Origin of the sequence: Streptomyces sp. TRM68416, from assembly GCF_014596915.1 — a bacterium.
Classification (GTDB): domain Bacteria; phylum Actinomycetota; class Actinomycetes; order Streptomycetales; family Streptomycetaceae; genus Streptomyces.
Genome location: NZ_JACVWU010000011.1, coordinates 14,167 through 34,379 on the forward strand (window position 1 = coordinate 14,167; position 20,213 = coordinate 34,379).

Here is a 20,213-nt window from a genome sequence, read left to right on the forward strand (position 1 = left end):
AAGGCGTTTGGGGTTCAGGGCTGCCGCGTTTTGGGGCGTCGCACACCACCAGGCCTGGCCTGCGGCGACGGTATTTCCCACACATCCCACGAAGGCGGACGGTGGCCCGGTGAGGCCACAGGCGTCAGCGTACCGGATCTGTTCGGTGGTGGGTCAGGACATGGGGACGTGGGTGAAGCGGGAGGCGGCGTGGAGGTCGGTGGTGAGGGTGGTTGCGGTGGCTCGGAGGGCGGGGAGGAGGTGGGTTTCGCAGTCCTCGGGGGTGTGGCGGGCGGCGTGCAGGGCGGTGCCTACCGCGGCGACGACCCGGCCCGCGCGGTCGCGGACGGGGACGGCGAGGGTGCGCAGGCCGTGTTCGCGTTCCTCGTCGAGGAGGACGTGGGGGGCGTGGCCGAGGAGGACGCGGCCCAGGGAGGTCGAGAGGGCCGGGAGGCGGGTGCCGGGCGGGATGCGGACGCTCATCACGTGGGGGGCGGTGACCGTGGCCGTGCAGTGGATCTCGTCGCCGGACGGGGTCAGGACGGCCAGTGCCGTCGACTCGTGGATCCGGTCGGTGAGGGCGGTCAGGTGCGGGGTCGCAAGCTGGGAGAGGGACGTGCGGGAGAGCGGGGGGAAGCCCAGGGACAGGACCCGGGGGGTGAGGGCGAAGGTGCGGTCGTCGGGCAGGCGGCGGACCAGGCCCAGGTGTTCGTAGGTGATCAGTGCGCGGCGGGCCGTGGCCCGGGCGAGGCCGGTCGCCTCGGCCACCGCCGTCAGGGTCAGGTGGGCCCTGCCCTCGTCGAAGGCCGTGAGGACCGTCAGACCGCGCGCCAGGGACTCGACGAAGCCTCGGCCCAGTTCCTGCTTCGACGCGCCCGTCCAGGCGGCCAGGCCCGAGGGCCGTACCGCCGGTTCGGGGGGCGGCGCCTCGCGCAGTTGCCGTTCCATCGCCGCCACCGCCGTCCGCAGCCGCGGCAGCAGTGTCTCGCGCAGGTCCGCCGCGGTGTGCCGACTGGTGTGGCTGACCACGCTCGCCACGCAGGCGATCCGGTGCGTCCCCGGCTCCCGCACGGGAACGGACAGGGCTACCAGGCCCGGTTCGATCAGCTGGTCGTCCAACGCCCAGCCGTCCTCCCGCGCCCGTTCCACACGGTGCGGGAACTCCTGCTCCCCGTAGGCGCGTTTGCGGGGTGGTACGGCGGAGAAGGACGCGGCCAGGGGGTCCGCCGCCCGGCGCTCGTGCCAGGCCTGCCACTCCTCGTCCGTCCACTGGGTCGCGAACAGCGGGCCGGGGGCGGTGCGTTCGGCCGGGAGGAGGTCGCCGATGCGGAAGCTCAGGGACATCGCGCGGCGGCGGGTGGCCTGGTGGATGAAGCGGATGCCGTCCCGGTCGGCGACCGCCAGCGACACCGACTCGTCGAGTTCGTCGGCGAGCGCGTCCGCGTGCGTACGCAGGAGTGCGGGCAGGCGCAGGGAGGCCAGGTAGGCGTTGCCGAGTTCCATCAGCCGGGGGGTCAGGACCGCGTCCCGGCCGTCGAGACGGACGTACCCCATGCGGGCGAGGGTCGCGGTGATCCGGTCGACCGTGGAGCGGGCGAGGCCCGTCGCCCGCTCCAGCCCGCTCGGGCTCAGCGTCCCGCCGGCCTCCGTCAGCTCCCGCAGTACGGCGACCCCGCGGACCAACGGCGCGACCACCTCGGACGCGGGGGCGGCGGTCGTCATGGTCTGTGCGGGCATCGTCTCTCCGGTACGGCGGTCACGCCGGTACGGCGGTCTCGGCAGGCCTACCGTAATGGCGGGCGCGGGCCCCCGGGTCTTCGGCGTTGGGCTGCCGGTATGGCCCCTGGGTCTTCGGCGTCGGGCTGCCGGTATGGGCTCCGGGTCTTCGGCGTTGGGCTGCCGGTATGGCCCCTGGGTCTTCAGCATCGGCTACCGGCATGGGCCCCGGGTCTTCAGCGCCGGGGTAGCGGTAGGGCCCCAAGCCTTCAGCATCGGGCTGCCGGCACCAGGTTTCGGTGCAGGTCATCTGCACTGGCCCCCAGCCTTCACCGCCGGGCTGCCGGCGCCAGCCTTCGGTGCAGGCCGCGCACTGGCCCGCCCCTCACCGTCGAGTAACCCGCACCACATGCCCTCCCGCCACCTCCGCCGATACCGCGATCCGCAGGCCGTGGCGGGGGTCCCTGAAGTCCTCGCCGGGGGTGAAGGGGGCGTCGGAGAGTTCGGCGTGGACGTTGGGGGAGCGGGTGCAGCCGCCGCTGTCGGTGCGGGAGTCGTAGACCTTGACCGGGCCGCGGCCGGTGTCGACGTCGGCGTCGACCTTGTAGATCAGGACGCCCGGGCGGCACACCGTCTCGTCGTTGCCCTCGCGGGTGCGCAGTTCGACGGCGTAGCCGGTGCGGCCGTTCAGGGGGACGAAGACCAGTTTCGGGCCGCCGGGGCGGGCCAGCGGTGTGAGGGTGTACTCGGTGGTGCCGGGGGCGGCCGCGCAGCTGATCTGGGAGGCGTCCAGCCAGCCCAGTTTCCACTTGTGCCAGCCGAGCAGGTCGTTGTTGGCGCCCCAGTCCTCGCTCATGATGTCCCAGTGGCCGACGGCGCCGCCGCCCTCCTGGGTGTAGAGGTCGGGCAGGCCGAAGACGTGGCCGTTCTCGTGGGGGAGCACCCGGTAGCCGGTGCGGTCGTAGGAGCCGGAGCCGTCGTCCTGGCGGGAGTAGACGAAGGAGGCGTTGGCCACGGGGACGCCGTCGGCGACCGGGGCGTCGGTGTTGCCGGCGAACGTCACCGACAGGACCGTGTCCAGGGCCGACGGGCCCGCGTTCGGCGTCACCAGCACGTTCAGGAAGTCGTAGCGCCGGAAGTCCACCTTGGGGTCGGCCGCGCTCACGATGTCCTGGACCAGGTCGCGGTAGCCGGGGTCGAAGGGGGCGCCGCGTTCTATGCCGTACGCGGTGAACGGTCTCGGCATGCGCAGCCAGGAGCGGATCGGGGTCTCGGCGCGGTAGTCGAGGCGGCCGTAGGAGCTGGTGTGGAACCAGTCCTGGGTCTGTGGGAAGAACTCGCGGAACCGGCTCGTGGCGCGGCCCTGTCCGCGGGCGTCCGGGAAGTCGATCATCAGGGTCAGGGCGCGGACGGTGCCGGTGGAGCGGGCGTAGCCGCCAGGGGTGGGCAGGCCCTCCGACATCTGGACCGCCGGGTCGCCGCTGATCATGCAGGGCGCGAGGGCGGAGGAGCGGGCCAGGGCGATCGGTCCGGCCTTCGCCGTCGTACCGCCCGCGGTGAGGTGTCCCGTACCGGCCGAGGTGCTGACCGCCAGGGTCAGCACGGTCACGGAGGCGAGGGCGGCGACGCGGCGGGGACGTATCCGACGGCTGGACGGCTGCATGCAGGGGCCCTTCGTCCGCGGCAGCCGCCGGTCTGGCTGCGCCCTTGCGATCACCCTCGACCGAGGTGAGCGCGGGCGCGCGCTGGAAGAGCCCGAACGTGGGTTTCCCGCCCGGGCCGTTGTGACTCAGGTCACATGAATAATCTCCGTCAACCCGAAATAACCGGGGAGCGTCTCCCCGTTTAGACCTGTGTCCGAGCGAAACGGGGATCCATTCCCCGGATCGCGCCTCATGTCTTCCGAGGAGTACGCCGTGCAGACCGCAGCCCCTGTTCAGCGCAAGGTGACCCGGCCGCGCGCCGACGCCCTGCGCAACCGGGAGCGGATCGTCACCGCCGCCCGGGAGATGTTCGTCGAGTACGGGCCTGACGTACCGCTCGACGACATCGCCCGCCGGGCCGGCGTCGGCAACGCCACGGTGTACCGCAACTTCCCCGACCGCGACGCACTGGTCCGCGAGGTCGTCTGCTCCGTCCTGGACCGGATGGTCGCGGCGGCCGAGCGCGAACTCGCCCAGAACGGGGACGCGTTCGAGGCGCTGGAGCGCTTCGTGCACGTCTCCGCCGACGAGCGGATCAGTGCGCTGTGTCCGATGGCGTCCAGCGTCTTCGACCAGCACCACCCGGATCTGGAGGCCGCGCGCGAGCGGGTCGAGCAGATCGTCGCGGAGATCATGGAGCGCGCCAAGGCGTCCGGGCAGCTCCGCACCGACGTCGGGGTGGGCGACCTCCTCGTCGCCGTGGCCCAGCTGAGCCGGCCCCCGGCCGGAACGGCCTGCCTCAGCGCCGACCGGTTCGTCCACCGGCACATCCAGCTCTTCCTGGACGGGCTGCGGGCCCCGGCCCGCTCCGAACTTCCCGGCACCGCCGTGAACCTGGAGGAGCTGCGCCGGCGCCCCTGAGTCACTGACCGATCACACGTCTTTCTCCGTCACCAAGTCCTGCAGTCCGACAGACTTTTCTGTCACCAAGTCCTGTAGCCCGACCTTTCCGTCACCAAGTCCTGTAGTCCGACTTCTCCGTCATCGCGTCCCGTAGCTCGACGTTTCCTTCACTACGTCGTCCCGTAGCTCGACTTTTCCGTTACCAAGTCCCGAAGTCTCGAAGTCCCGAAGTGGGTACCCCCATGTCTGAATCAGCCTCAACGGCTCGCGCCGCCGAGAACACCGGCGGGAGCACCGCCGGAAACACCGGCGACGCCAACCGCTGGAAAGCGCTCGTCTTCATCGCACTCGCCCAGCTGATGGTCGTCCTCGACGCGACCATCGTGAACATCGCGCTGCCCTCCGCGCAGCAGGACCTCGGCATCTCCGACGGCAACCGGCAGTGGGTCGTCACGGCCTACGCCCTCGCCTTCGGCGGTCTGCTGCTCTTCGGCGGCCGGATAGCCGACCTGTGGGGCCGCAAGCGCGCCTTCGTCGTCGGTCTCGTCGGCTTCGCCGCGGCCTCCGCGCTCGGCGGCGCCGCCACCAACGAGGCCATGATGTTCGGCGCCCGCGCCCTCCAGGGTGTCTTCGGCGCCCTGCTCGCGCCCGCCGCGCTCTCCCTGCTCGCCGTGATGTTCACGGACGCCAAGGAGCGCGCCAAGGCGTTCGGCATCTACGGAGCCATCGCCGGTGCCGGCGGTGCCGTAGGCCTCATCCTCGGCGGCTTCCTCACCGAGTACCTGGACTGGCGCTGGACGTTCTTCGTGAACATCCCGTTCGCCGTGATCGCCGCCGCCGGTGCCTGGTTCGTCATCCGTGAGCCCGAGGGCGGCCGCAACCGCAACCCGCTCGACATCCCCGGCGTCCTGCTCTCCACGCTGGGCCTGGTCGCGCTGGTCTACGGCTTCACCCGCGCCGAGTCCGACGGCTGGGGCGACTCCGTGACGGTCGGCATGTTCGTCGGCTCCGCCGTGCTGCTGGCCGCCTTCGTCGCCGTAGAGGCCAAGGTCAAGGCCCCGCTGCTGCCGCTGCGCGTGGTCACCGACCGCAACCGCGGCGGGATCTACCTCTCGCTGGGCCTCGCCATCATCGGCATGTTCGGTCTGTTCCTGTTCCTGACCTACTACCTGCAGATCGTGCAGGGGTATTCGCCGGTCAAGACCGGCTTCGCCTTCCTGCCGATGATCGTGGGCATGATCGTGGGCTCGACCCAGATCGGCACCCGTCTGATGACCCGGGTCGCGCCGCGGCTGCTGATGGGCCCCGGCTTCCTGGTCGCCGCCATCGGCATGCTGATGCTGACCCAGCTGGAGGTCGACTCCTCCTACTCCGCCCTGCTGCTGCCGTCGATGCTGCTGCTCGGCCTCGGTATGGGTACGGCGTTCATGCCGGCCATGTCCCTGGCCACCATGGGCGTCAAGCCGCAGGACTCCGGTGTCGCCTCCGCGATGGTCAACACCTCCCAGCAGGTGGGCGGCGCCATCGGTACGGCCCTGCTGAACACGATCGCCGCCTCGGCCACCACCACCTACGTCGCCGACCACATCGGCGGTGCGGCCACCCGGTCCCAGCAGCAGCTGGTCCAGCTGGAGGGCATGGTCCAGGGCTACACCACCGCGATCTGGGCGGCCGTCGGCATCCTGGTCGCCGCCGCGCTCATCGCCTTCACCTTCGTCAACGCCGGCAAGCCGGGCGGCAACCCGGTCGCCTCGTCCGAGGACGGCGCCGAGGAGGAGCTGGCGGTGCCGGTCGTCGCCCACTGACGACGACCGCGTATGTCGTTCACTGGCGACGCCCGCGTATGTCGTCCACTGGCGACGCCCGCGCACGTCGCTCACTGACGACGACCGCATACGTCGCCCACCGACGACGACCGCGTATCCCTTCGGGACGACCGCCCCGTACGTACGGGGATGGGGACGCTCCGTACGTACGACCCGGGATCTGCCCTGGCCCCGCCTGAGTTGAGCGGCTCAGCGGAGCCAGGGCAGGTCCGCACCCGCTTCGTCGGGCTGAAGTCCCTCGGCGACGATCTGCATGATCTCGCCGAGGGACTTCGCCTGTTCCGGCGTGAGCCGGTCGAACAGCGCGCCCCGCACGGCCCGCACATGACCCGGCGCGGTCCGGTCCAGCACCGCCATGCCCTCGTCCGTCAGCACCGCGAACTGGCCCCGCTTGTCCGAGGGGCAGTCCTCGCGCCGCACCCAGCCGTTCTTCTCCAGCCGGGCCACGGCGTGGGACAGCCGGGAGCGGGTGATCTTCGCGTCCCTGGCCAGCTCGGTCATCCGCAGCCGGCGGTCGGGGGAGTCGGCGAGCCTGACGAGGAGCCCGTAGTAGATGTGCGGCATGCCCGCGTCACGCTGGAGCTGGCGGTCGAGATGGTCCTCCAGCAGCGTGGTCGCCTGGAGGTAGGAGCGCCAGACGCCCTGCTCGTCGTCGGTGAGCCAGCGGGGCTCGTCGGTGCGTGCGGATGTGGGTGCCGTGTTCATGCGTCCACTGTACGAGAGCGCTCCTTGAAGTTTAAACAAAGGTCGCGTACGCTCCTTCGTATCCAGAAGTTTTAGACTTCAAGTAGTCGTGGGTTATCACGAGCGGTCACAAGCGGTCGCAAGCAGGGGCCGCAAGTAATCGTCCGGAGGGAGTCGCGCCATGTCCGTCGCCACCCAGGAGCGCATGCCCGCGCTCTACCTCAGTCACGGCGCCCCGCCCCTCGCCGACGATCCCGTCTGGCCCGGCGAACTCGCGGCCTGGTCCGCCGGACTGCCCCGCCCCAAGGCGATCCTCATGGTCTCCGCCCACTGGGAAGAGGCCCCGCTGGCCCTCGGCGCCGTGGACCCCGTCCCCCTCGTCTACGACTTCTGGGGCTTCCCCGAGCACTACTACCAGGTCCGCTACGACGCCCCCGGCGCCCCCGCCCTCGCCGACTCCGTACGCAAGCTGCTGCGCGCCCCCGGCATGCCGGTGCAGGACATCCCGGACCGTGGCCTCGACCACGGCGCGTACGTCCCGCTGGTGGAGATGTTCCCCGCCGCCGACATCCCCGTCCTGCAGATCTCCATGCCGACCCTCGACCCGGTCCGGCTCATGGAGATCGGTCGCAAGCTCGCCCCCCTGCGCGACGAGGGCGTGCTCATCGTCGGCTCCGGGTTCTTCACCCACAACCTGGCCGCGCTGCGCCAGGGCGGCATCCCCGCCTGGTCCGCGGAGTTCGACGACTGGGGCCGCCGGGCGCTGGAGAACCGGGACTGGGACGCGCTGCTGGACTTCCTCCACGCCTCCCCGGCCGGCCGCTACGCCCATCCGCGCACCGAGCACTTCGCCCCGCTGTTCGTGACCATGGGCGCGGCGGAGGCCGGCGGCGAGCTGGACACGCAGAAGTCGGTGATCGACGGGTTCTGGATGGGGCTGGCCAAGCGGTCGGTGCAGTTCGGCTGAGGGCTCCCGGGACGACGGCTCACAACTCCTTCTCGTACCAGGCGACGTCCCAGTAACGGTCGAACTTGCGGCCCACCTCGCGGTACGTGCCGATGTGCCGGAAGCCGAAGCGCTCGTGCAGACGGGCGGAGGCCTCGTTCGGCTGGGCGATGCCCGCGTAGGCCCGGTGCAGGTCCTCCTCGGCCAGGGCCTCGAACAGGGTCTTGTAGAGGAGCGTGCCGATGCCGCGGCGCCCGGCGTCCGGCGCGAGGTAGATCGTGACCTCGACGGAGGTCCCGTAGGCCGGCTTCGGGCGGAAGGCGCTGGATGTGGCGTAGCCAAGAATCCGCTGTGAAGTGCCTTCGGGACCGCTCTCCACGGCAACCATCAGCCGGTGCGGCCCGTCTTCAGGGTGGGAGAGCAGCCAAGGGCGGCGCTCTTCCGGCGTGAAGACCGCGGTATCGAATGTGATGGCCGTCTCACGTACGTAGTGGTTGTAGATGTCCGTGAGGGCTTCGAGGTCACTCTCGACACCCGGCCTGACCTGCACCTCTGTACGTTCCGACGACATCGGGCCTCCTCATGTGGCGGCACAGGGTACTGCATGATCAGAAAAATAGAGGTGCGGGTTGGGAATTCTGTCCTGATTCCAGTCGTTGTTTCCATCAGATGCCGGGCACCCGAGGAGAGTGCCGAGCACCTGAGAACCGCCCGCCAGCCCTCCCCCACTCTCGACTTCGCTCGAGCGGGGGGACCCTCACTCGCAAGGGAGCACGCATGGCAACCCGTGCCGTCGCCCGTCGTCAGTCCGCCACCGGCGAGACGGACGCCGCGGCAAACAGTGTTCGCGCCCGTGGCGGCGAGATCGCCGATCGCGACCTGGTCGGCATGTACCTCGACGAGATAGCGCGCACACCGCTGCTCGACGCCGCCAAGGAAGTCGAGCTGTCCCAGATCATCGAGGCGGGTGTGTTCGCGCGACAGGTCCTCGACGGATACGAGGAGTCCAAGGCGGACGCCTCCCGTGAGGAGCTGGAGGAGCTGATCGCCGAAGGCGAGCGTGCCAAGGACGTCTTCATCCGGTCCAACCTCCGCCTGGTCGTCGCGGTCGCCCGCCGCTATCCGCGCAGCGGCCTGCCCCTGCTGGACCTGATCCAGGAGGGCAACGCGGGCCTGGTGCGCGCCGTCGAGAAGTTCGACTACCGCAAGGGCTTCAAGTTCTCGACGTACGCGACCTGGTGGATCCGTCAGGCGATCACCCGCTCGATAGCCGACCAGTCCCGCACCATCCGCCTGCCCGTCCACCTGGTGGAGGAGCTGGGCCGGATCCGGCGCGTGCAGCGCGAGTTCAACCGCGAGCACGGCCGCGACCCGGAGCCCGCCGAGATCGCCGCCGAGCTCGGCTCCACGCCGGAGCGCGTCACCGATGTGCTCGACTGGGCCCGCGACCCGGTCTCGCTGAACATGTCGGTGGACGACGAGGGCGACACCCAGTTCGGCGACCTGCTGGAGGACACCTCCGCCGTCTCGCCCGAGCAGTCGGTGCTGACGCTGCTGCGCAGCGAGGAACTGGACGACCTGATCGGCCGCCTCGACCAGCGCACGGCCTCGATCATCAAGATGCGCTACGGCATCGAGGACGGCCGCGAGCGCACGCTGACCGAAGTGGGCAAGGAGCACGGCCTGACGCGCGAGCGCATCCGGCAGATCGAGAAGCACGCGCTGCTGGAGCTTAAGAAGCTGGCCCACCAGACCGGGTTCGACGCGGCGGCGTGAGCCGGGCGTGAGTCGGGCGCGGGCCGGGCGCGGGCCGGGCGCGGGCCGGGGCGTGAGCCCGGGATCGCGGCTCCGGATCGTGGCTCGGGGCCGCGGCTCGGGGGCGTGCGAACGCCCCCGCCGCGTACGCCGGGTGGCGAAAGACCGCGCAAACATGGCGATGTAACGCCGCTTCAACCGACGGACCCATGGGAACAAACCTTCAGGGTCCAGGAGTTCGGGCCCTGCGATCCCCCCTCGCGGGCCCGCCCTGACCCAAGTCCCGACGCAATCCCCCCCGGCGCCGGGACTCTCCCCGAGCCGGGCTCCGGCGCCCTCCCCCCCTGGGCGCCGGGGCCCGGCTTCTTTTTTGGGGTGGGGCTGGGGGGGAGAGGGGCTGTACGGGGGCCGACGGCATGGATGAGGCGGGGGCGGGCGTGGACGGGGCGGGGGGAGGGCCTGGATGGGCTGGGGAGGGCTCGGGTGGGTCGGCGGATGGCCTGGGTGGGCCGGGTGTGGATGGGGCGGGCGTGGATGGGCCGGGTGTGGATGGGGCGGTGGATGGCCCGGATGGGGCGGTGGAGGGCCTGGGTGGGGGTTTTGGGCACGTTGGAGGGCGGGCCACCCCGTACCTGAACCCCGGGGTGGCCCGCCGGATGGCAGATTGTGTCACATGGGCATAGCCTGCCGAACGTGAGCAGTCCCACCCCAGTACCGAGCAACGCCCCGTCCGCCCCCTTCGCCCCCTTCTCCGCGGTTCCGCCGCTCTCGCTGACCGAGCGGCGCAAAGCGGAGACGCGTATGCAGATCGCCCGCGCAGCGGCCGGCCTCTTCGCCCGGCAGGGCCTGCGGGCCACCCGCGCCGAGGACATCGCCCAGGCCGCGGGGATCGCCCCGCGCACCTTCTACAGGTACTTCGCCACGAAGGAGGAGGCCGTCGCCCCGCTCTACGCGGCGGGCGCCGAACGTTGGATGCGGGCCCTGCACGAGGCTCCCGCCGAACTGACCGTTCCGGAGGCGCTGGAACTGGCCGTGCGGCACACGCTGACGCCGGGGGCCGGGGTCTCGGCAGCCTCCTGGGAATGGGTCCGGACCCTGATCCGCCTCGCCGGTTCCAGCCCTGCGCTGGGGAAGGTCTGGGCGGAGGTGTGCCATGCGTCGGAGCGCAACCTCGCGGGGGTGCTTGCGGGGCGGTTGGGGGAGGGAAGTGTCGACAACGTTGCCAGGTCGGCCACCGGTGTTGGTGGTGCCGGTGGTGCCGGCGCTAGTGGGGGTAGCGGTAGTGCTGGTGGTGCCGGTGGTGGGGGCGGTGCGGCTGGCGTCCCCGGCGTGGCCGACGTTGCCGGCGTGGCCGATGGCGTCGGTGCCGCCCTCGCCCCCGAGCTGCGCTTCGCCGCCGCGACGGCCAGCGCTGCCGTACGGGTCGCGGTGGAGGCGTGGGCCGCGGGGGAGGCCCGCCCGGAGGGCCCGGACGGACCGGCAGCGCTGGCCCTGCGGAACCTTTCGGCGCTGCGGGACTTTCCCTGGGGGGAGGTGACGGGGGCGAGCCGTGGGTGACGTAGACGCGGATCCCGGGCGGCGAGGCCCGCGTACGTGCTGTCCCTCGGCCGGGACGGCGTACGTGCCGTCCCCGGCCCCTCAGCCACCCGCCGCCCGGGTCAGGCGGCCGCCCAAGTCCCGTACGCATCGGACCAGTTCGTCCGGCTCGTGCACCGTGAACTCGCAGTCGAGCATCGCCAGCCGTACCGCCAGCCACTGCACGGAGTCGCCCGTTGTCGCGCGCATCCGGGAGCTCTGTTCGTCGAGCGGTTCGGGTGTCCCCAGCCAGGCCGGCAGGCGGGCCGCGACGAAGGCGGCGGGGGCCGCGAAGGTCACCGAGAACGCGTACGTCTCCTGCCGCCGGTACATCGACTGCCGCAGATACTCCGCCGCGCTCCCCGTGGGCAGCTCGCGCGGCGTGAACCGTGCCCCCGTGGCGAACGGCTCGCTCACCCGGTCCACCCGGAACGTCCGCCAGTCCGCGCGGTCGAGGTCGTACGCGACGAGGTACCAGCGCCGCCCGGTGGAGACGAGTCGGTACGGCTCCGTCAGCCGCCGTGACTGCGTGCCGTCGCCCGCGCGGTAGGCGAACCTGAGCCGTTCCCGCCCGGCCACCGTGGACGCCATCACGGTCAGTGTCTCGGGCGCGATGCTCGCCCCGTCCCCGCTGGTCAGCGGTGTGGTCGCGGCCTGAAGCGTCGACACGCGGTGGCGCAGCCTGCTCGGCAGCACCTGCTCCAGCTTCGCCAGCGCCCGTACGGAGGCCTCGTCGACGCCCTCCACCGCGTGCCCGGCGCCCGCGCGCAGCCCGACCGCGATGGCCACCGCCTCCTCGTCGTCCAGGACGAGCGGCGGCATGGCCTTGCCCGCGACCAGCCGGTAGCCGCCGTCGGCCCCGAGGGTCGCCTGGACCGGATAGCCGAGTTCGCGCAGCCGGTCGACGTCCCGCCGCACGGTACGACGCGACACCCCGAGCCGCTCGGCGAGTTCGCCGCCGGGCCACTCACGGGGCGTCTGAAGGAGGGAGAGGAGTTGAAGGAGCCGGGCCGGTGTGTCCGTCGTCATGAGTTCGAGGATGCCCGGCAACTAGGACACGATCTGACCTAATAGGGGCCTAACTTCGAAGCATGACCTCCACCGAGACCACTTCTCCGGGCGCCGCCGACGCGCAGTCCGCCGTGGGCGACCGCCGCCGCTGGTTCGCTCTCGCCATCGTGATGACCGCGGCCTTCATGGACCTCGTAGACGTCACGATCGTCAACATCGCGATCCCGTCGATGCAGGAGAACGACGGCGCGTCCGACTCCCAGATCCAGTGGATAACGGCCGGCTACGCGCTCGCCTTCGCCGCCGGGCTGATCACCGGTGGCCGCCTCGGCGACATCCACGGCCGCAAGCGGCTGTTCCTCATCGGCATCGGTGGTTTCACCCTCGCCTCCGCCCTGTGCGGCTTCGCCGCGAACCCGGAGATGCTGGTCGCCTCCCGGATCCTCCAGGGCGCGATGGCCGCGCTGATGGTGCCGCAGGTCCTGTCGATCGTGCACGCCACCTTCCCGGCGCACGAACGCGGCAAGGTGTTCGGTCTCTTCGGTGCCGTCGTGGGGCTCGGCGCGGTCTCCGGACCGCTGCTCGGCGCCCTGCTGACGGAGTGGAACCTGTTCGGCCTCCAGTGGCGCCCGATCTTCCTCATCAACCTGCCCGTCGGCATCGCGGGCCTCATCCTGGGCAGCCGCTTCATCACCGAGTCCCGGGCCCCGCGCGCCCCGAAGCTGGACCTGGTGGGCGTCGTGCTGGTGACGCTCGGCCTGCTGATGCTGCTCTACCCGCTGACCCGCGGCCGTGAGCTGGGCTGGCCGCTGTGGGGGTACGTGTCGATGGGCGGTGCGCTCGTCGTCCTGGCGGCGCTGGTGGCGTACGAGAAGCGCAAGACCGTACGGGACGGATCCCCGCTGATCGAGCTGTCCCTGTTCCGGGTGAAGAGCTTCGCCGCGGGCATCGCCGTACAGACCGTCTTCGGCATCGGGCTCGGCATCTTCTTCCTGGTGTGGACGCTGTACATGCAGATCGGCCTGGGGTGGAGCCCGCTGAAGGCGGGGCTGACCGGGGTGCCGTTCTCGATCGCCGTCTCGGTGGCGGCCGGTGTCTCCGTGCAGAAGCTCGTCCCCCGCTTCGGCCGCAAGGTGCTCCAGACGGGCGCGCTGGTGCTGGCCGCGGGCGTGCTGCTCTACATCTGGGAGTCCGGGCACTACGGCCTCGGCATCGCTCCGTGGCAGATGGCGCTCCCGCTGGTCGTGATGGGCGTGGGCATGGGGCTGATCGTCGCTCCGCTGACGGACGCGGTGCTGTCGGAGGTGCCGCGTGAGCACGCCGGTTCGGCGTCCGGGCTGATCAACACCGTGCAGCAGATGGGCAACGCGCTCGGGCTCGGACTGGTCTCCGTGGTGTTCTTCGGCGTCATCGACGACCGGCTCGGTGCGGGCGGGGCCCCCGTGGAGGCGGGCCTCGGGCAGGCCTTCGTGGACGGCTTCCAGCACGCGCTGGGCTGGGTGGCCGCGGTGATGGGCGTCATCTTCCTGCTGATGTTCGCGCTGCCGCGGCGTCCGGCCCAGCATGTGGAGGGGGTCTCTGACGGGCAGCCCGGCTCGCGGGAGGAGGAGCGGGAGCCGGTGGCGGTCGCCTGAGCGAGCTGATGGGGAGGGAGGGCCCGGCGCCGGGGGCGTCGGGCCCTTCTTCATGTGCCGGTTCTTCGCTGCCGGTTCTTCGTGTCTACCACCGGTTCTTCGTGCCTACGTCCGTTCATGCCCGAATCAGGCCCGAACTTGTTTACTTTCCGGAAATGCAGGCGTAGCCTCCAAGCGAAACCACAAGTTCGGGCACAGGTCGGAGGCGAACGGACATGTACGCACCGGAGCGGCAACAGGAGATCCTCCGACTCGCGCGCGACGGCGGGCGGGTGGACGTCCTGTCCCTGGCCGAGGAGTTCCAGGTGACGGCGGAGACCATCCGCCGCGATCTGAAGGCCCTCGACCGCGCCGGCCTGGTGCGCCGGGTGCACGGTGGTGCCATCCCGGTCGGCCGCCTCGACTTCGAACCGGACCTCGCCGAGCGCGAGTCCACGGCCGCCGACGAGAAGGACCACATCGCCAAGGCCGCCCTCGCCGAGCTGCCGAGCGAGGGCACGATGATCCTCGACGCCGGTACGACCGTGGCGCGCGTCGCGGGCGCCATCCCGCTGGAGGCCTCGCTCACCGTCGTCACGCACAGCCTGCCGATCGCGGCCCGCCTCGCGGACCACCCCGGCATCCAGCTCCACCTCGTCGGGGGGCGCGTACGGCACCGCACGCGCGCCGCCGTGGACGCCTGGGCGCTCCGCGCGTACGGCGAGATCCGGGCCGATGTCCTCTTTGTGGCGGCCAACGGCTTTTCCGCTGACCATGGCCTGACCACCCCCGACCTCGCCGAGGCGGCGGTGAAACGCGCGGCCGTGGCCGCCGCCCGCCGCGTGGTGCTGCTCGCCGACTCCTCCAAGCACGGCCAGGAGCACTTCGCCCGCTTCGGTGACCTGAGCGACGTGGACCTGCTGATCACCGACAGCGGGCTGAGCCCTGAAGACGCCGCCGCCATCGAGCGCGGTGGCACGGAAGTAGTGCGCGCATGATCCTCACCGTCACCCCCAACCCGTCCCTGGACCGCACCTACGAGGTCCCTTCGCTCGACCGCGGCGAGGTCATCCGCGCCACCGGCGAGCGCATGGACCCGGGCGGCAAGGGCGTGAACGTCTCGCGCGCCGTCACGGCCGCCGGGCGGCGCACGGTCGCCGTACTGCCCCTGGGTGGTGCGCCGGGGGCGCTCGTCGCGGAGCTGCTCGACGCGCAGGGCATTGAGGTCGCGCCGGTCCCGGTCGCCGGAGCCACCCGCTCCAACATCGCGCTCGCGGAGTCGGACGGCGTGCTGACGAAGATCAACGCGCCGGGTCCCGAGCTTTCGCCTGCCGAGCAGGAGCTGCTGCTGGAGACGGTGCGCGAGCAGTCGCGTGACGCGGACTGGATCGCGTGCTGCGGGAGCCTGCCGCGGGGGCTCGCGCCGTCGTGGTACGCCGATGTGGTCGCGCGGGCGCACGCCGGGGGCGCGCGGATCGCGCTGGACACCTCGGGGCGTGCGCTCCTGGAGGCGCTGCGCGAGCGGCCCGACGTGGTGAAGCCGAACGCCGAGGAGCTCGCGGAGGCCGTCGGGCGCCCCCTGGCGACGGTGGGCGACGCGGTGAAGGCGGCCGAGGAGTTGCGCGCGATGGGCGCGCGCGCCGTGCTCGCGAGCCTGGGCGCCGACGGGCAGTTGCTCGTGGACGACGCGGGCGCCTGGTTCGGCAGCGCGCGCGTGGACGCCGTGCGCTCCAACGTGGGCGCCGGCGACTCCTCCCTGGCCGGCTTCCTGATCGCGGGCGGCAGCGGCCCCGAGGCGCTCGCGTCCGCCGTCGCACACGGCGCAGCGGCCGTCCAGCTGCCCGGCAGCGTGATGCCCACGCCGGCCGACCTGGACCCGTCGGCGGTGACGGTCACGGCCGAGGTGCCGGTGGACCGCGTACTGAAGGAGCCGGTGACATGACCCACCCCGCTGTTCCCGTATCGGCCCCGAAGCAAGGACCCGGTGTCATGAGCCACCCCGCTGTCCCCGGCGCACCGGCTCCGAAGCGGCGAGCCTCCCCGTTACTCGCCGCGGCAGAAGGGAGGCGGGGCCGCCCGTGCCGCCCCGCCGCCCAGGGGAGGCGGGGTTTCCCCGGCCCCGCCTCCTCCACCACCCGCCCCACCCCCCACTGCACCGCCACCCCCCACAGCACCCCCGTCCCCCTTTACGCCCACCCCACGTGCCGGGCGATACGCGTGCGAAGGAGCCCGCGATGAGCGACATGATCACCGCGGACCTGGTCGATCTCGACCTGTCCGCCGACACCAAGGAAGCGGCGGCGCGTGCCCTCGCCGAGCGCATGGTCTCCCTGGGCCGGGTGACCGACCTGGAGGGCTTCCTCGCCGACGTGGCCGCCCGCGAGGCCCAGATGCCGACCGGCCTCGACGGCGGCATCGGCATCCCGCACTGCCGCAGCGAACACGTCACCGAGCCGACGCTCGCCTTCGGGCGCAGCGCCGCCGGGATCGACTTCGGCGCGGCGGACGGCCCCGCCGACCTGATCTTCCTGATCGCGGCCCCGGCGGGCGCGGACGACGCCCATCTGACGATCCTGTCGTCGCTGGCCAGACAGCTCATGAACACCGAGTTCACGGACGCGCTGCGCTCGGCGGGCGACGTGGCGTCGGCGGCGGCACTGATCCGGGGCGAGGAGCCCGCGGCCGCCGCTTCGGAAGAACCCGCAGACTCCGTGGCGTCGTCGGAGGCGGCCTCCTCCGACGGCGCCACGGGAACCACCTCCGACGCCCCCGACGAGCGTCCCTTCCGCATCGTCGCCGTCACCTCCTGCCCGACCGGCATCGCCCACACCTACATGGCGGCCGAGTCGCTGGAGAACGCGGGCCGTGAGGCGGGCGTCGAGGTCGTCGTCGAGACCCAGGGCTCGGCCGGCTTCACCCGCCTCGACCCGGACGTCATCGCGGCGGCGGACGGCGTGATCTTCGCCCACGACGTCGCCGTACGGGAGAAGGGCCGGTTCGCCGGGAAGCCGACCGTCGACACCGGCGTGAAGGCGGGCATCAACCGCCCCGCCGAACTCATCGCCGAGGTCCGCGAGAAGGCGGCCCGCGGTGAGGTCACCGCCGCCGCCCGCCCCGGCAGCCCGGTGGAACGCGCCGGCGAGCCCGGCGAGGGCTACGGCACCAAGCTGCGCAAGTGGCTGATGTCAGGCGTGAGCTACATGGTCCCGTTCGTCGCGGCCGGCGGTCTGCTGATTGCCCTCGGCTTCGCGATCGGCGGCTGGCAGATCGACAAGGCGCAGCCGGTCATCGAGCACTTCGACTGGACCCAGGCCCACAGCTGGGGCGCCCTGATGTTCCAGATCGGAGTCGCGGCCTTCGGCTTCCTCGTCCCGGTCCTCGCCGGGTACATCGCCTACGGCATGGCGGACCGGCCGGGCCTCGTCCCTGGCTTCGTCGGCGGTGCGATCTCCCTGACGATCGGTGCCGGCTTCCTCGGGGGCCTGGCTGCCGGTCTGATCGCCGGCGGTGTCGTCCTCGGCATCCAGCGGATCGACATCCCGCCGGTGCTGCGCGGCATCATGCCGGTGGTGGTGATCCCGCTGGTCGGCTCGGCGGTCGTCGGCTTCCTGATGTTCGTGGTCATCGGCAAGCCCATTGCCGAGGCGCAGAAGGCCCTGACCGACTGGCTCAACAGCCTCTCCGGTACCAATGCCGTCCTGCTCGGCGTCCTGCTCGGCCTGATGATGTGCTTCGACCTGGGCGGCCCGGTCAACAAGGTCGCGTACACCTTCGCGACGTCCGGCATCTCGGTCGCGGACCCGAGCGACTCGGCCATGAAGATCATGGCGGCCGTGATGGCGGCCGGCATGGTGCCCCCGCTGGGCATGGCCCTCGCGACCTTCCTCCGCAAGAAGCTGTTCACCACGGCCGAGCGTGAGAACGGCAAGGCCGCCGTGGTCCTGGGCGCCTCCTTCATCTCCGAGGGCGCGATCCCGTTCGCCGCGGCCGACCCGCTGCGCGTCATCCCCGCCTCCATGGCGGGCGGCGCGGTCACCGGCGCGCTGGCCATGGCCTTCGGCTCGACCTTGCGTGCCCCGCACGGCGGCGTCTGGGTCACCCCGCTGATCGGCAATCCGTTCCTCTACCTGCTGGCCGTCGCGGTCGGTACGGCGGTGACGGCGGGCCTGGTCATCCTCCTGAAGAGCATGCGCAAGACGGCTCCGGCGACCTCGGCCTCGGGGGCCGACGCGGCAGCGGAGGGAGCGAAGCAGCCGGTGGCGGCGTAAGCCGCGAGACACCCGTCCGGATACGAGACGGCCTGCACACCACCGTAGGGGTGTGCAGGCCGTTGGCTCTGTCAGGTGCACCTTGAGGGCGGGACGGGGGCCCAGGGAGCCGTGACAGGCTTCCGTGTTCCCGGTCTCAGGAAACCTGCGCCGCCCGCCGCTCCATCGCATCGCGCGCCGCGTCCTCGTCGACGTACACCTCGCACATGTGTCGCCCGTCCGGCGTCGCCGTGTGCTCGACCTCCCACAGGGAGATCTCCTCGCCGTCGCGCAGCAGGAACGCGTGCTCGTAGAGCGCGTAGGACAGCCCGGCGCGTCCCGCGCGGCGGGGGCGGCCGAAGGCCTGCGTGATCTGGTGGGCGAACGCCGTGCGCAGCAGGGCGGCCGTTTCCGTGTCCGGCCGGTCCGCGTTCTCCGCGCGGCGCAGGAGCCTGCGTGCGTGGTCCGCCGAGTCGTCCGGCACGTACGCGTGCCGGGGGGCGTGGATCGGCGACAACTGGACCGTCACCGGCAGCTCGAAGTCCGGCGCGTCCGGCGGCAACGGCAGGCGCGCGGTGGCGGCCCGCAGCTCCTCCTCGTCGACGTACACCTCGTGCTGCGGAGCGCTGCCCGGGGCGGTGTTGTGCACGAGCTCCCACAGCGTGAGCGCCGAGCCGTCGGCGAGCAGCCAGGTGTGCCGGTACGTCTCGCGGTGCAGGCCCGCGCTGTGGTGCGCGGAGTGCAGCGAACTGTCGTGCGCCAGGGCGCAGTCGAGCCGCCGTATCGCCTCGTCGGGCAGCTCGAAGGAGTTCAGGGCACGGCCGAGCAGTCGCGCGAGGTGCTCCTCCGGAGACTCGGGCGACTCATGTGGTTCGTACGCTGTCGTCTCGTACGGAACGCTCAAGGTTTCTCCCGGCGTTGCTGCATGTCACCTTGTGGGTGCATACCGTAGCCCCTCGGTCGGACATCATGTCCGGGAACCGAGAAAACGTACGCATGTAAAACGCGCGGGCCGCGCGGACGGTTCCCGCACGACCCTACAAACCGTCAGAATCCGCTGATCAAGCGGCACTTCCGGAGGTCCACTCGCTCCACGGCATGTTCCAGCCGTTGAGCCCGTTGTCCGGCGTCACCGACTTGTCGGGGGAGTTCTTCACGATCACCACGTCCCCGACGAGGGAGTTGTCGTAGAACCACTTGGCAGGCGTGTCGCCCTGACCGCCCTGCACGTCCTGGAGGCCGACGCAGCCGTGGCTGGTGCCCTGGCGTCCGAACGGCGGGGTGCCCTTGTACCAGTAGTTGCCGTGAATGAAGGTTCCCGACGTCGTCAGCCGCATCGCGTGCGGCACGTCCGGGATGTCGTAGGCGTTGGCGAGGTCGACCGTGCGGCTGTCCATCCGCGTCTGGATGAGCTTCTCGGAGATCACCATCTGCCCGTTGTACGTCGGGAACTCCGCACTGCCCGCCGAGATGGGAACGGACTTGAGGGTCTTCCCGTCGCGCTCGACCGTCATGGTCTGCGTGTTCACGTCCACGGTGGAGACCTGGGAGCGCCCGATGGTGAAGGTGACGGTCTTCTTCTGCACCCCGTAGACGTCGTTCGCGCCCTCGACCCCGTCCAGGTCGATCTTCATCGTGACCTTGGAGCCGGCCTTCCAGTACTCCTCGGGCCGGAAGTCGAGCCGCTGCTCGCCGAACCAGTGCCCGGCCACTTCCTGCCCACTGCTCGACGTGACCGTGATGTGCGACTGCACGGCCTTCTTGTTGCTGATCGCCTTGTCGAAGGTGAACGACACCGGCATCCCGACGCCCACCGTCGTGCCCTCGTCCGGCGTGTACGTCCCGATGAAGCTGTTCTCCGGCGTGACCGTGGTGAAGGTCGAGTCGGTGGCCGTGGTCCTGCCGTCCGCGTCCTTCGCGGTCGCGGATATCTCGTACTTCGTCCCGCGTTCCAACTGCTCCTTCGGCTTCCAACTGCTGCCGTTCGCCGATATCGCCCCCGGCACGGTCTCACCCGAGCCGGCCACCGTCATCTTCACGCCGGTGAGCCTGCCGTCGCTGACCTTCACACCGGTCGTGTTGATCGACGCGCCCGTCGAGCCGTCCTTCGCCGATATGAGGATCTTTGCGGCGGAGGTCTTCGTGGACCCGGTACCGCCGCCCTTGTCGTCGTTGTCGGCGCTGGCACTGCTGCTGCAGGCGCTGAGGCTGAGGGCGCCGACCATCAGGGCGGCACAGGCCCCGAGTGTGCGCCGCGCTGTTTTGTTCGGCGTTGTCACAGTCTGCTCCAGGTTCGCGTGATGTGCGTCATCCGA

Annotated in this window: 16 protein-coding genes; 9 read left to right on the forward strand and 7 right to left on the reverse strand. The window is 71.3% G+C overall.

The genetic code is table 11. From position 1 onward, the window contains the following. Positions 1-153: 153 nt before the first annotated feature. The gene (locus ICC28_RS18715) at positions 154-1,716 is read right to left on the reverse strand and encodes a helix-turn-helix domain-containing protein (RefSeq protein WP_188289755.1); all 1,563 of its coding nucleotides are present in this window, start codon (positions 1,714-1,716) and stop codon (positions 154-156) included. Between the two features lie 364 nt (positions 1,717-2,080). Further along, positions 2,081-3,358 (reverse strand): M6 family metalloprotease domain-containing protein, encoded by a 1,278-nt coding sequence (locus ICC28_RS18720; RefSeq protein ID WP_188289756.1) that lies wholly within the window; start codon positions 3,356-3,358, stop codon positions 2,081-2,083. 253 nt (positions 3,359-3,611) lie between these two features. Here ICC28_RS18720 and ICC28_RS18725 point away from each other — a divergent pair, with 253 nt between their 5' ends. Next, positions 3,612-4,259, forward strand: coding sequence for a TetR/AcrR family transcriptional regulator (locus tag ICC28_RS18725; protein WP_188289757.1), 648 nt, complete (start codon positions 3,612-3,614; stop codon positions 4,257-4,259). Positions 4,260-4,483: 224 nt separating this feature from the next. Then, a complete protein-coding gene (locus tag ICC28_RS18730; RefSeq protein WP_188289758.1) occupies positions 4,484-6,046 on the forward strand; it encodes an MFS transporter in 1,563 nt (520 codons plus the stop codon). Positions 6,047-6,256: 210 nt separating this feature from the next. On the opposite strand, the gene ICC28_RS18735 is transcribed toward ICC28_RS18730, so the two are convergent. Continuing rightward, positions 6,257-6,772, reverse strand: a complete 516-nt coding sequence (locus tag ICC28_RS18735) for a MarR family winged helix-turn-helix transcriptional regulator (RefSeq protein ID WP_188289759.1) — start codon at positions 6,770-6,772, stop codon at positions 6,257-6,259. Between the two features lie 160 nt (positions 6,773-6,932). Here ICC28_RS18735 and ICC28_RS18740 point away from each other — a divergent pair, with 160 nt between their 5' ends. Beyond that, entirely contained in the window at positions 6,933-7,718 is a 786-nt protein-coding gene (locus ICC28_RS18740) for a dioxygenase (RefSeq protein WP_188289760.1), read from the forward strand. A 19-nt stretch (positions 7,719-7,737) separates the two neighbouring features. Here the strand turns inward: ICC28_RS18740 and ICC28_RS18745 are convergent, their stop codons facing one another. Beyond that, positions 7,738-8,268, reverse strand: a complete 531-nt coding sequence (locus ICC28_RS18745; protein WP_188289761.1) for a GNAT family N-acetyltransferase — start codon at positions 8,266-8,268, stop codon at positions 7,738-7,740. Positions 8,269-8,474: 206 nt separating this feature from the next. Here ICC28_RS18745 and ICC28_RS18750 point away from each other — a divergent pair, with 206 nt between their 5' ends. Further along, a complete protein-coding gene (locus ICC28_RS18750; RefSeq protein ID WP_188289762.1) occupies positions 8,475-9,473 on the forward strand; it encodes an RNA polymerase sigma factor RpoD/SigA in 999 nt (332 codons plus the stop codon). 780 nt (positions 9,474-10,253) lie between these two features. Further along, complete coding sequence (locus ICC28_RS18755; protein WP_188289962.1) at positions 10,254-11,009, forward strand: TetR family transcriptional regulator; 756 nt, start codon at positions 10,254-10,256, stop codon at positions 11,007-11,009. 81 nt (positions 11,010-11,090) lie between these two features. On the opposite strand, the gene ICC28_RS18760 is transcribed toward ICC28_RS18755, so the two are convergent. Next, on the reverse strand, positions 11,091-12,056 hold the full coding sequence (locus ICC28_RS18760; protein ID WP_188289763.1) for a helix-turn-helix transcriptional regulator: 966 nt from the start codon (positions 12,054-12,056) through the stop codon (positions 11,091-11,093). Between the two features lie 62 nt (positions 12,057-12,118). On the opposite strand from ICC28_RS18760, the gene ICC28_RS18765 reads away from it, so the two are divergent. The 4 genes from ICC28_RS18765 (at position 12,119) to ICC28_RS18780 (ending at position 17,919) form a co-directional block, all read left to right on the forward strand. Then, positions 12,119-13,672 carry an MFS transporter gene (locus ICC28_RS18765; RefSeq protein WP_188289764.1) on the forward strand — a complete coding sequence of 518 codons (1,554 nt, stop codon included), beginning with the start codon at positions 12,119-12,121 and terminating at the stop codon, positions 13,670-13,672. Between the two features lie 215 nt (positions 13,673-13,887). After that, the gene (locus tag ICC28_RS18770) at positions 13,888-14,649 is read left to right on the forward strand and encodes a DeoR/GlpR family DNA-binding transcription regulator (RefSeq protein WP_188289765.1); all 762 of its coding nucleotides are present in this window, start codon (positions 13,888-13,890) and stop codon (positions 14,647-14,649) included. After that, positions 14,646-15,593 carry a 1-phosphofructokinase gene (gene pfkB / locus ICC28_RS18775; RefSeq protein WP_188289766.1) on the forward strand — a complete coding sequence of 316 codons (948 nt, stop codon included), beginning with the start codon at positions 14,646-14,648 and terminating at the stop codon, positions 15,591-15,593. The genes ICC28_RS18770 and pfkB overlap by 4 nt, the downstream gene beginning before the upstream one ends. 292 nt (positions 15,594-15,885) lie before the next feature. Beyond that, entirely contained in the window at positions 15,886-17,919 is a 2,034-nt protein-coding gene (locus ICC28_RS18780; RefSeq protein WP_188289767.1) for a fructose-specific PTS transporter subunit EIIC, read from the forward strand. Between the two features lie 136 nt (positions 17,920-18,055). Here ICC28_RS18780 and ICC28_RS18785 read toward each other — a convergent pair whose 3' ends face one another. Together ICC28_RS18785 and ICC28_RS18790 are read right to left on the reverse strand one after the other, a co-directional pair. Continuing rightward, positions 18,056-18,802, reverse strand: coding sequence for a DUF6227 family protein (locus tag ICC28_RS18785; protein ID WP_188289768.1), 747 nt, complete (start codon positions 18,800-18,802; stop codon positions 18,056-18,058). Positions 18,803-18,959: 157 nt separating this feature from the next. Continuing rightward, complete coding sequence (locus ICC28_RS18790; protein WP_188289769.1) at positions 18,960-20,177, reverse strand: Ig-like domain-containing protein; 1,218 nt, start codon at positions 20,175-20,177, stop codon at positions 18,960-18,962. Between the last annotated feature and the right edge of the window lie 36 nt (positions 20,178-20,213).

What these genes read in the sequence shown, in the direction of transcription:
- ICC28_RS18715 (WP_188289755.1), bottom strand. Translation starts at nt 1,716, where the DNA reads ATGCCCGCACAGACCATGACGACCGCCGCCCCCGCGTCCGAGGTGGTC.
- ICC28_RS18720 (WP_188289756.1), bottom strand. Translation starts at nt 3,358, where the DNA reads ATGCAGCCGTCCAGCCGTCGGATACGTCCCCGCCGCGTCGCCGCCCTC.
- ICC28_RS18730 (WP_188289758.1), top strand. Translation starts at nt 4,484, where the DNA reads ATGTCTGAATCAGCCTCAACGGCTCGCGCCGCCGAGAACACCGGCGGG.
- ICC28_RS18735 (WP_188289759.1), bottom strand. Translation starts at nt 6,772, where the DNA reads ATGAACACGGCACCCACATCCGCACGCACCGACGAGCCCCGCTGGCTC.
- ICC28_RS18740 (WP_188289760.1), top strand. Translation starts at nt 6,933, where the DNA reads ATGTCCGTCGCCACCCAGGAGCGCATGCCCGCGCTCTACCTCAGTCAC.
- ICC28_RS18745 (WP_188289761.1), bottom strand. Translation starts at nt 8,268, where the DNA reads ATGTCGTCGGAACGTACAGAGGTGCAGGTCAGGCCGGGTGTCGAGAGT.
- ICC28_RS18750 (WP_188289762.1), top strand. Translation starts at nt 8,475, where the DNA reads ATGGCAACCCGTGCCGTCGCCCGTCGTCAGTCCGCCACCGGCGAGACG.
- ICC28_RS18755 (WP_188289962.1), top strand. Translation starts at nt 10,254, where the DNA reads ATGCAGATCGCCCGCGCAGCGGCCGGCCTCTTCGCCCGGCAGGGCCTG.
- ICC28_RS18760 (WP_188289763.1), bottom strand. Translation starts at nt 12,056, where the DNA reads ATGACGACGGACACACCGGCCCGGCTCCTTCAACTCCTCTCCCTCCTT.
- ICC28_RS18765 (WP_188289764.1), top strand. Translation starts at nt 12,119, where the DNA reads ATGACCTCCACCGAGACCACTTCTCCGGGCGCCGCCGACGCGCAGTCC.
- ICC28_RS18770 (WP_188289765.1), top strand. Translation starts at nt 13,888, where the DNA reads ATGTACGCACCGGAGCGGCAACAGGAGATCCTCCGACTCGCGCGCGAC.
- pfkB (WP_188289766.1), top strand. Translation starts at nt 14,646, where the DNA reads ATGATCCTCACCGTCACCCCCAACCCGTCCCTGGACCGCACCTACGAG.
- ICC28_RS18780 (WP_188289767.1), top strand. Translation starts at nt 15,886, where the DNA reads ATGAGCGACATGATCACCGCGGACCTGGTCGATCTCGACCTGTCCGCC.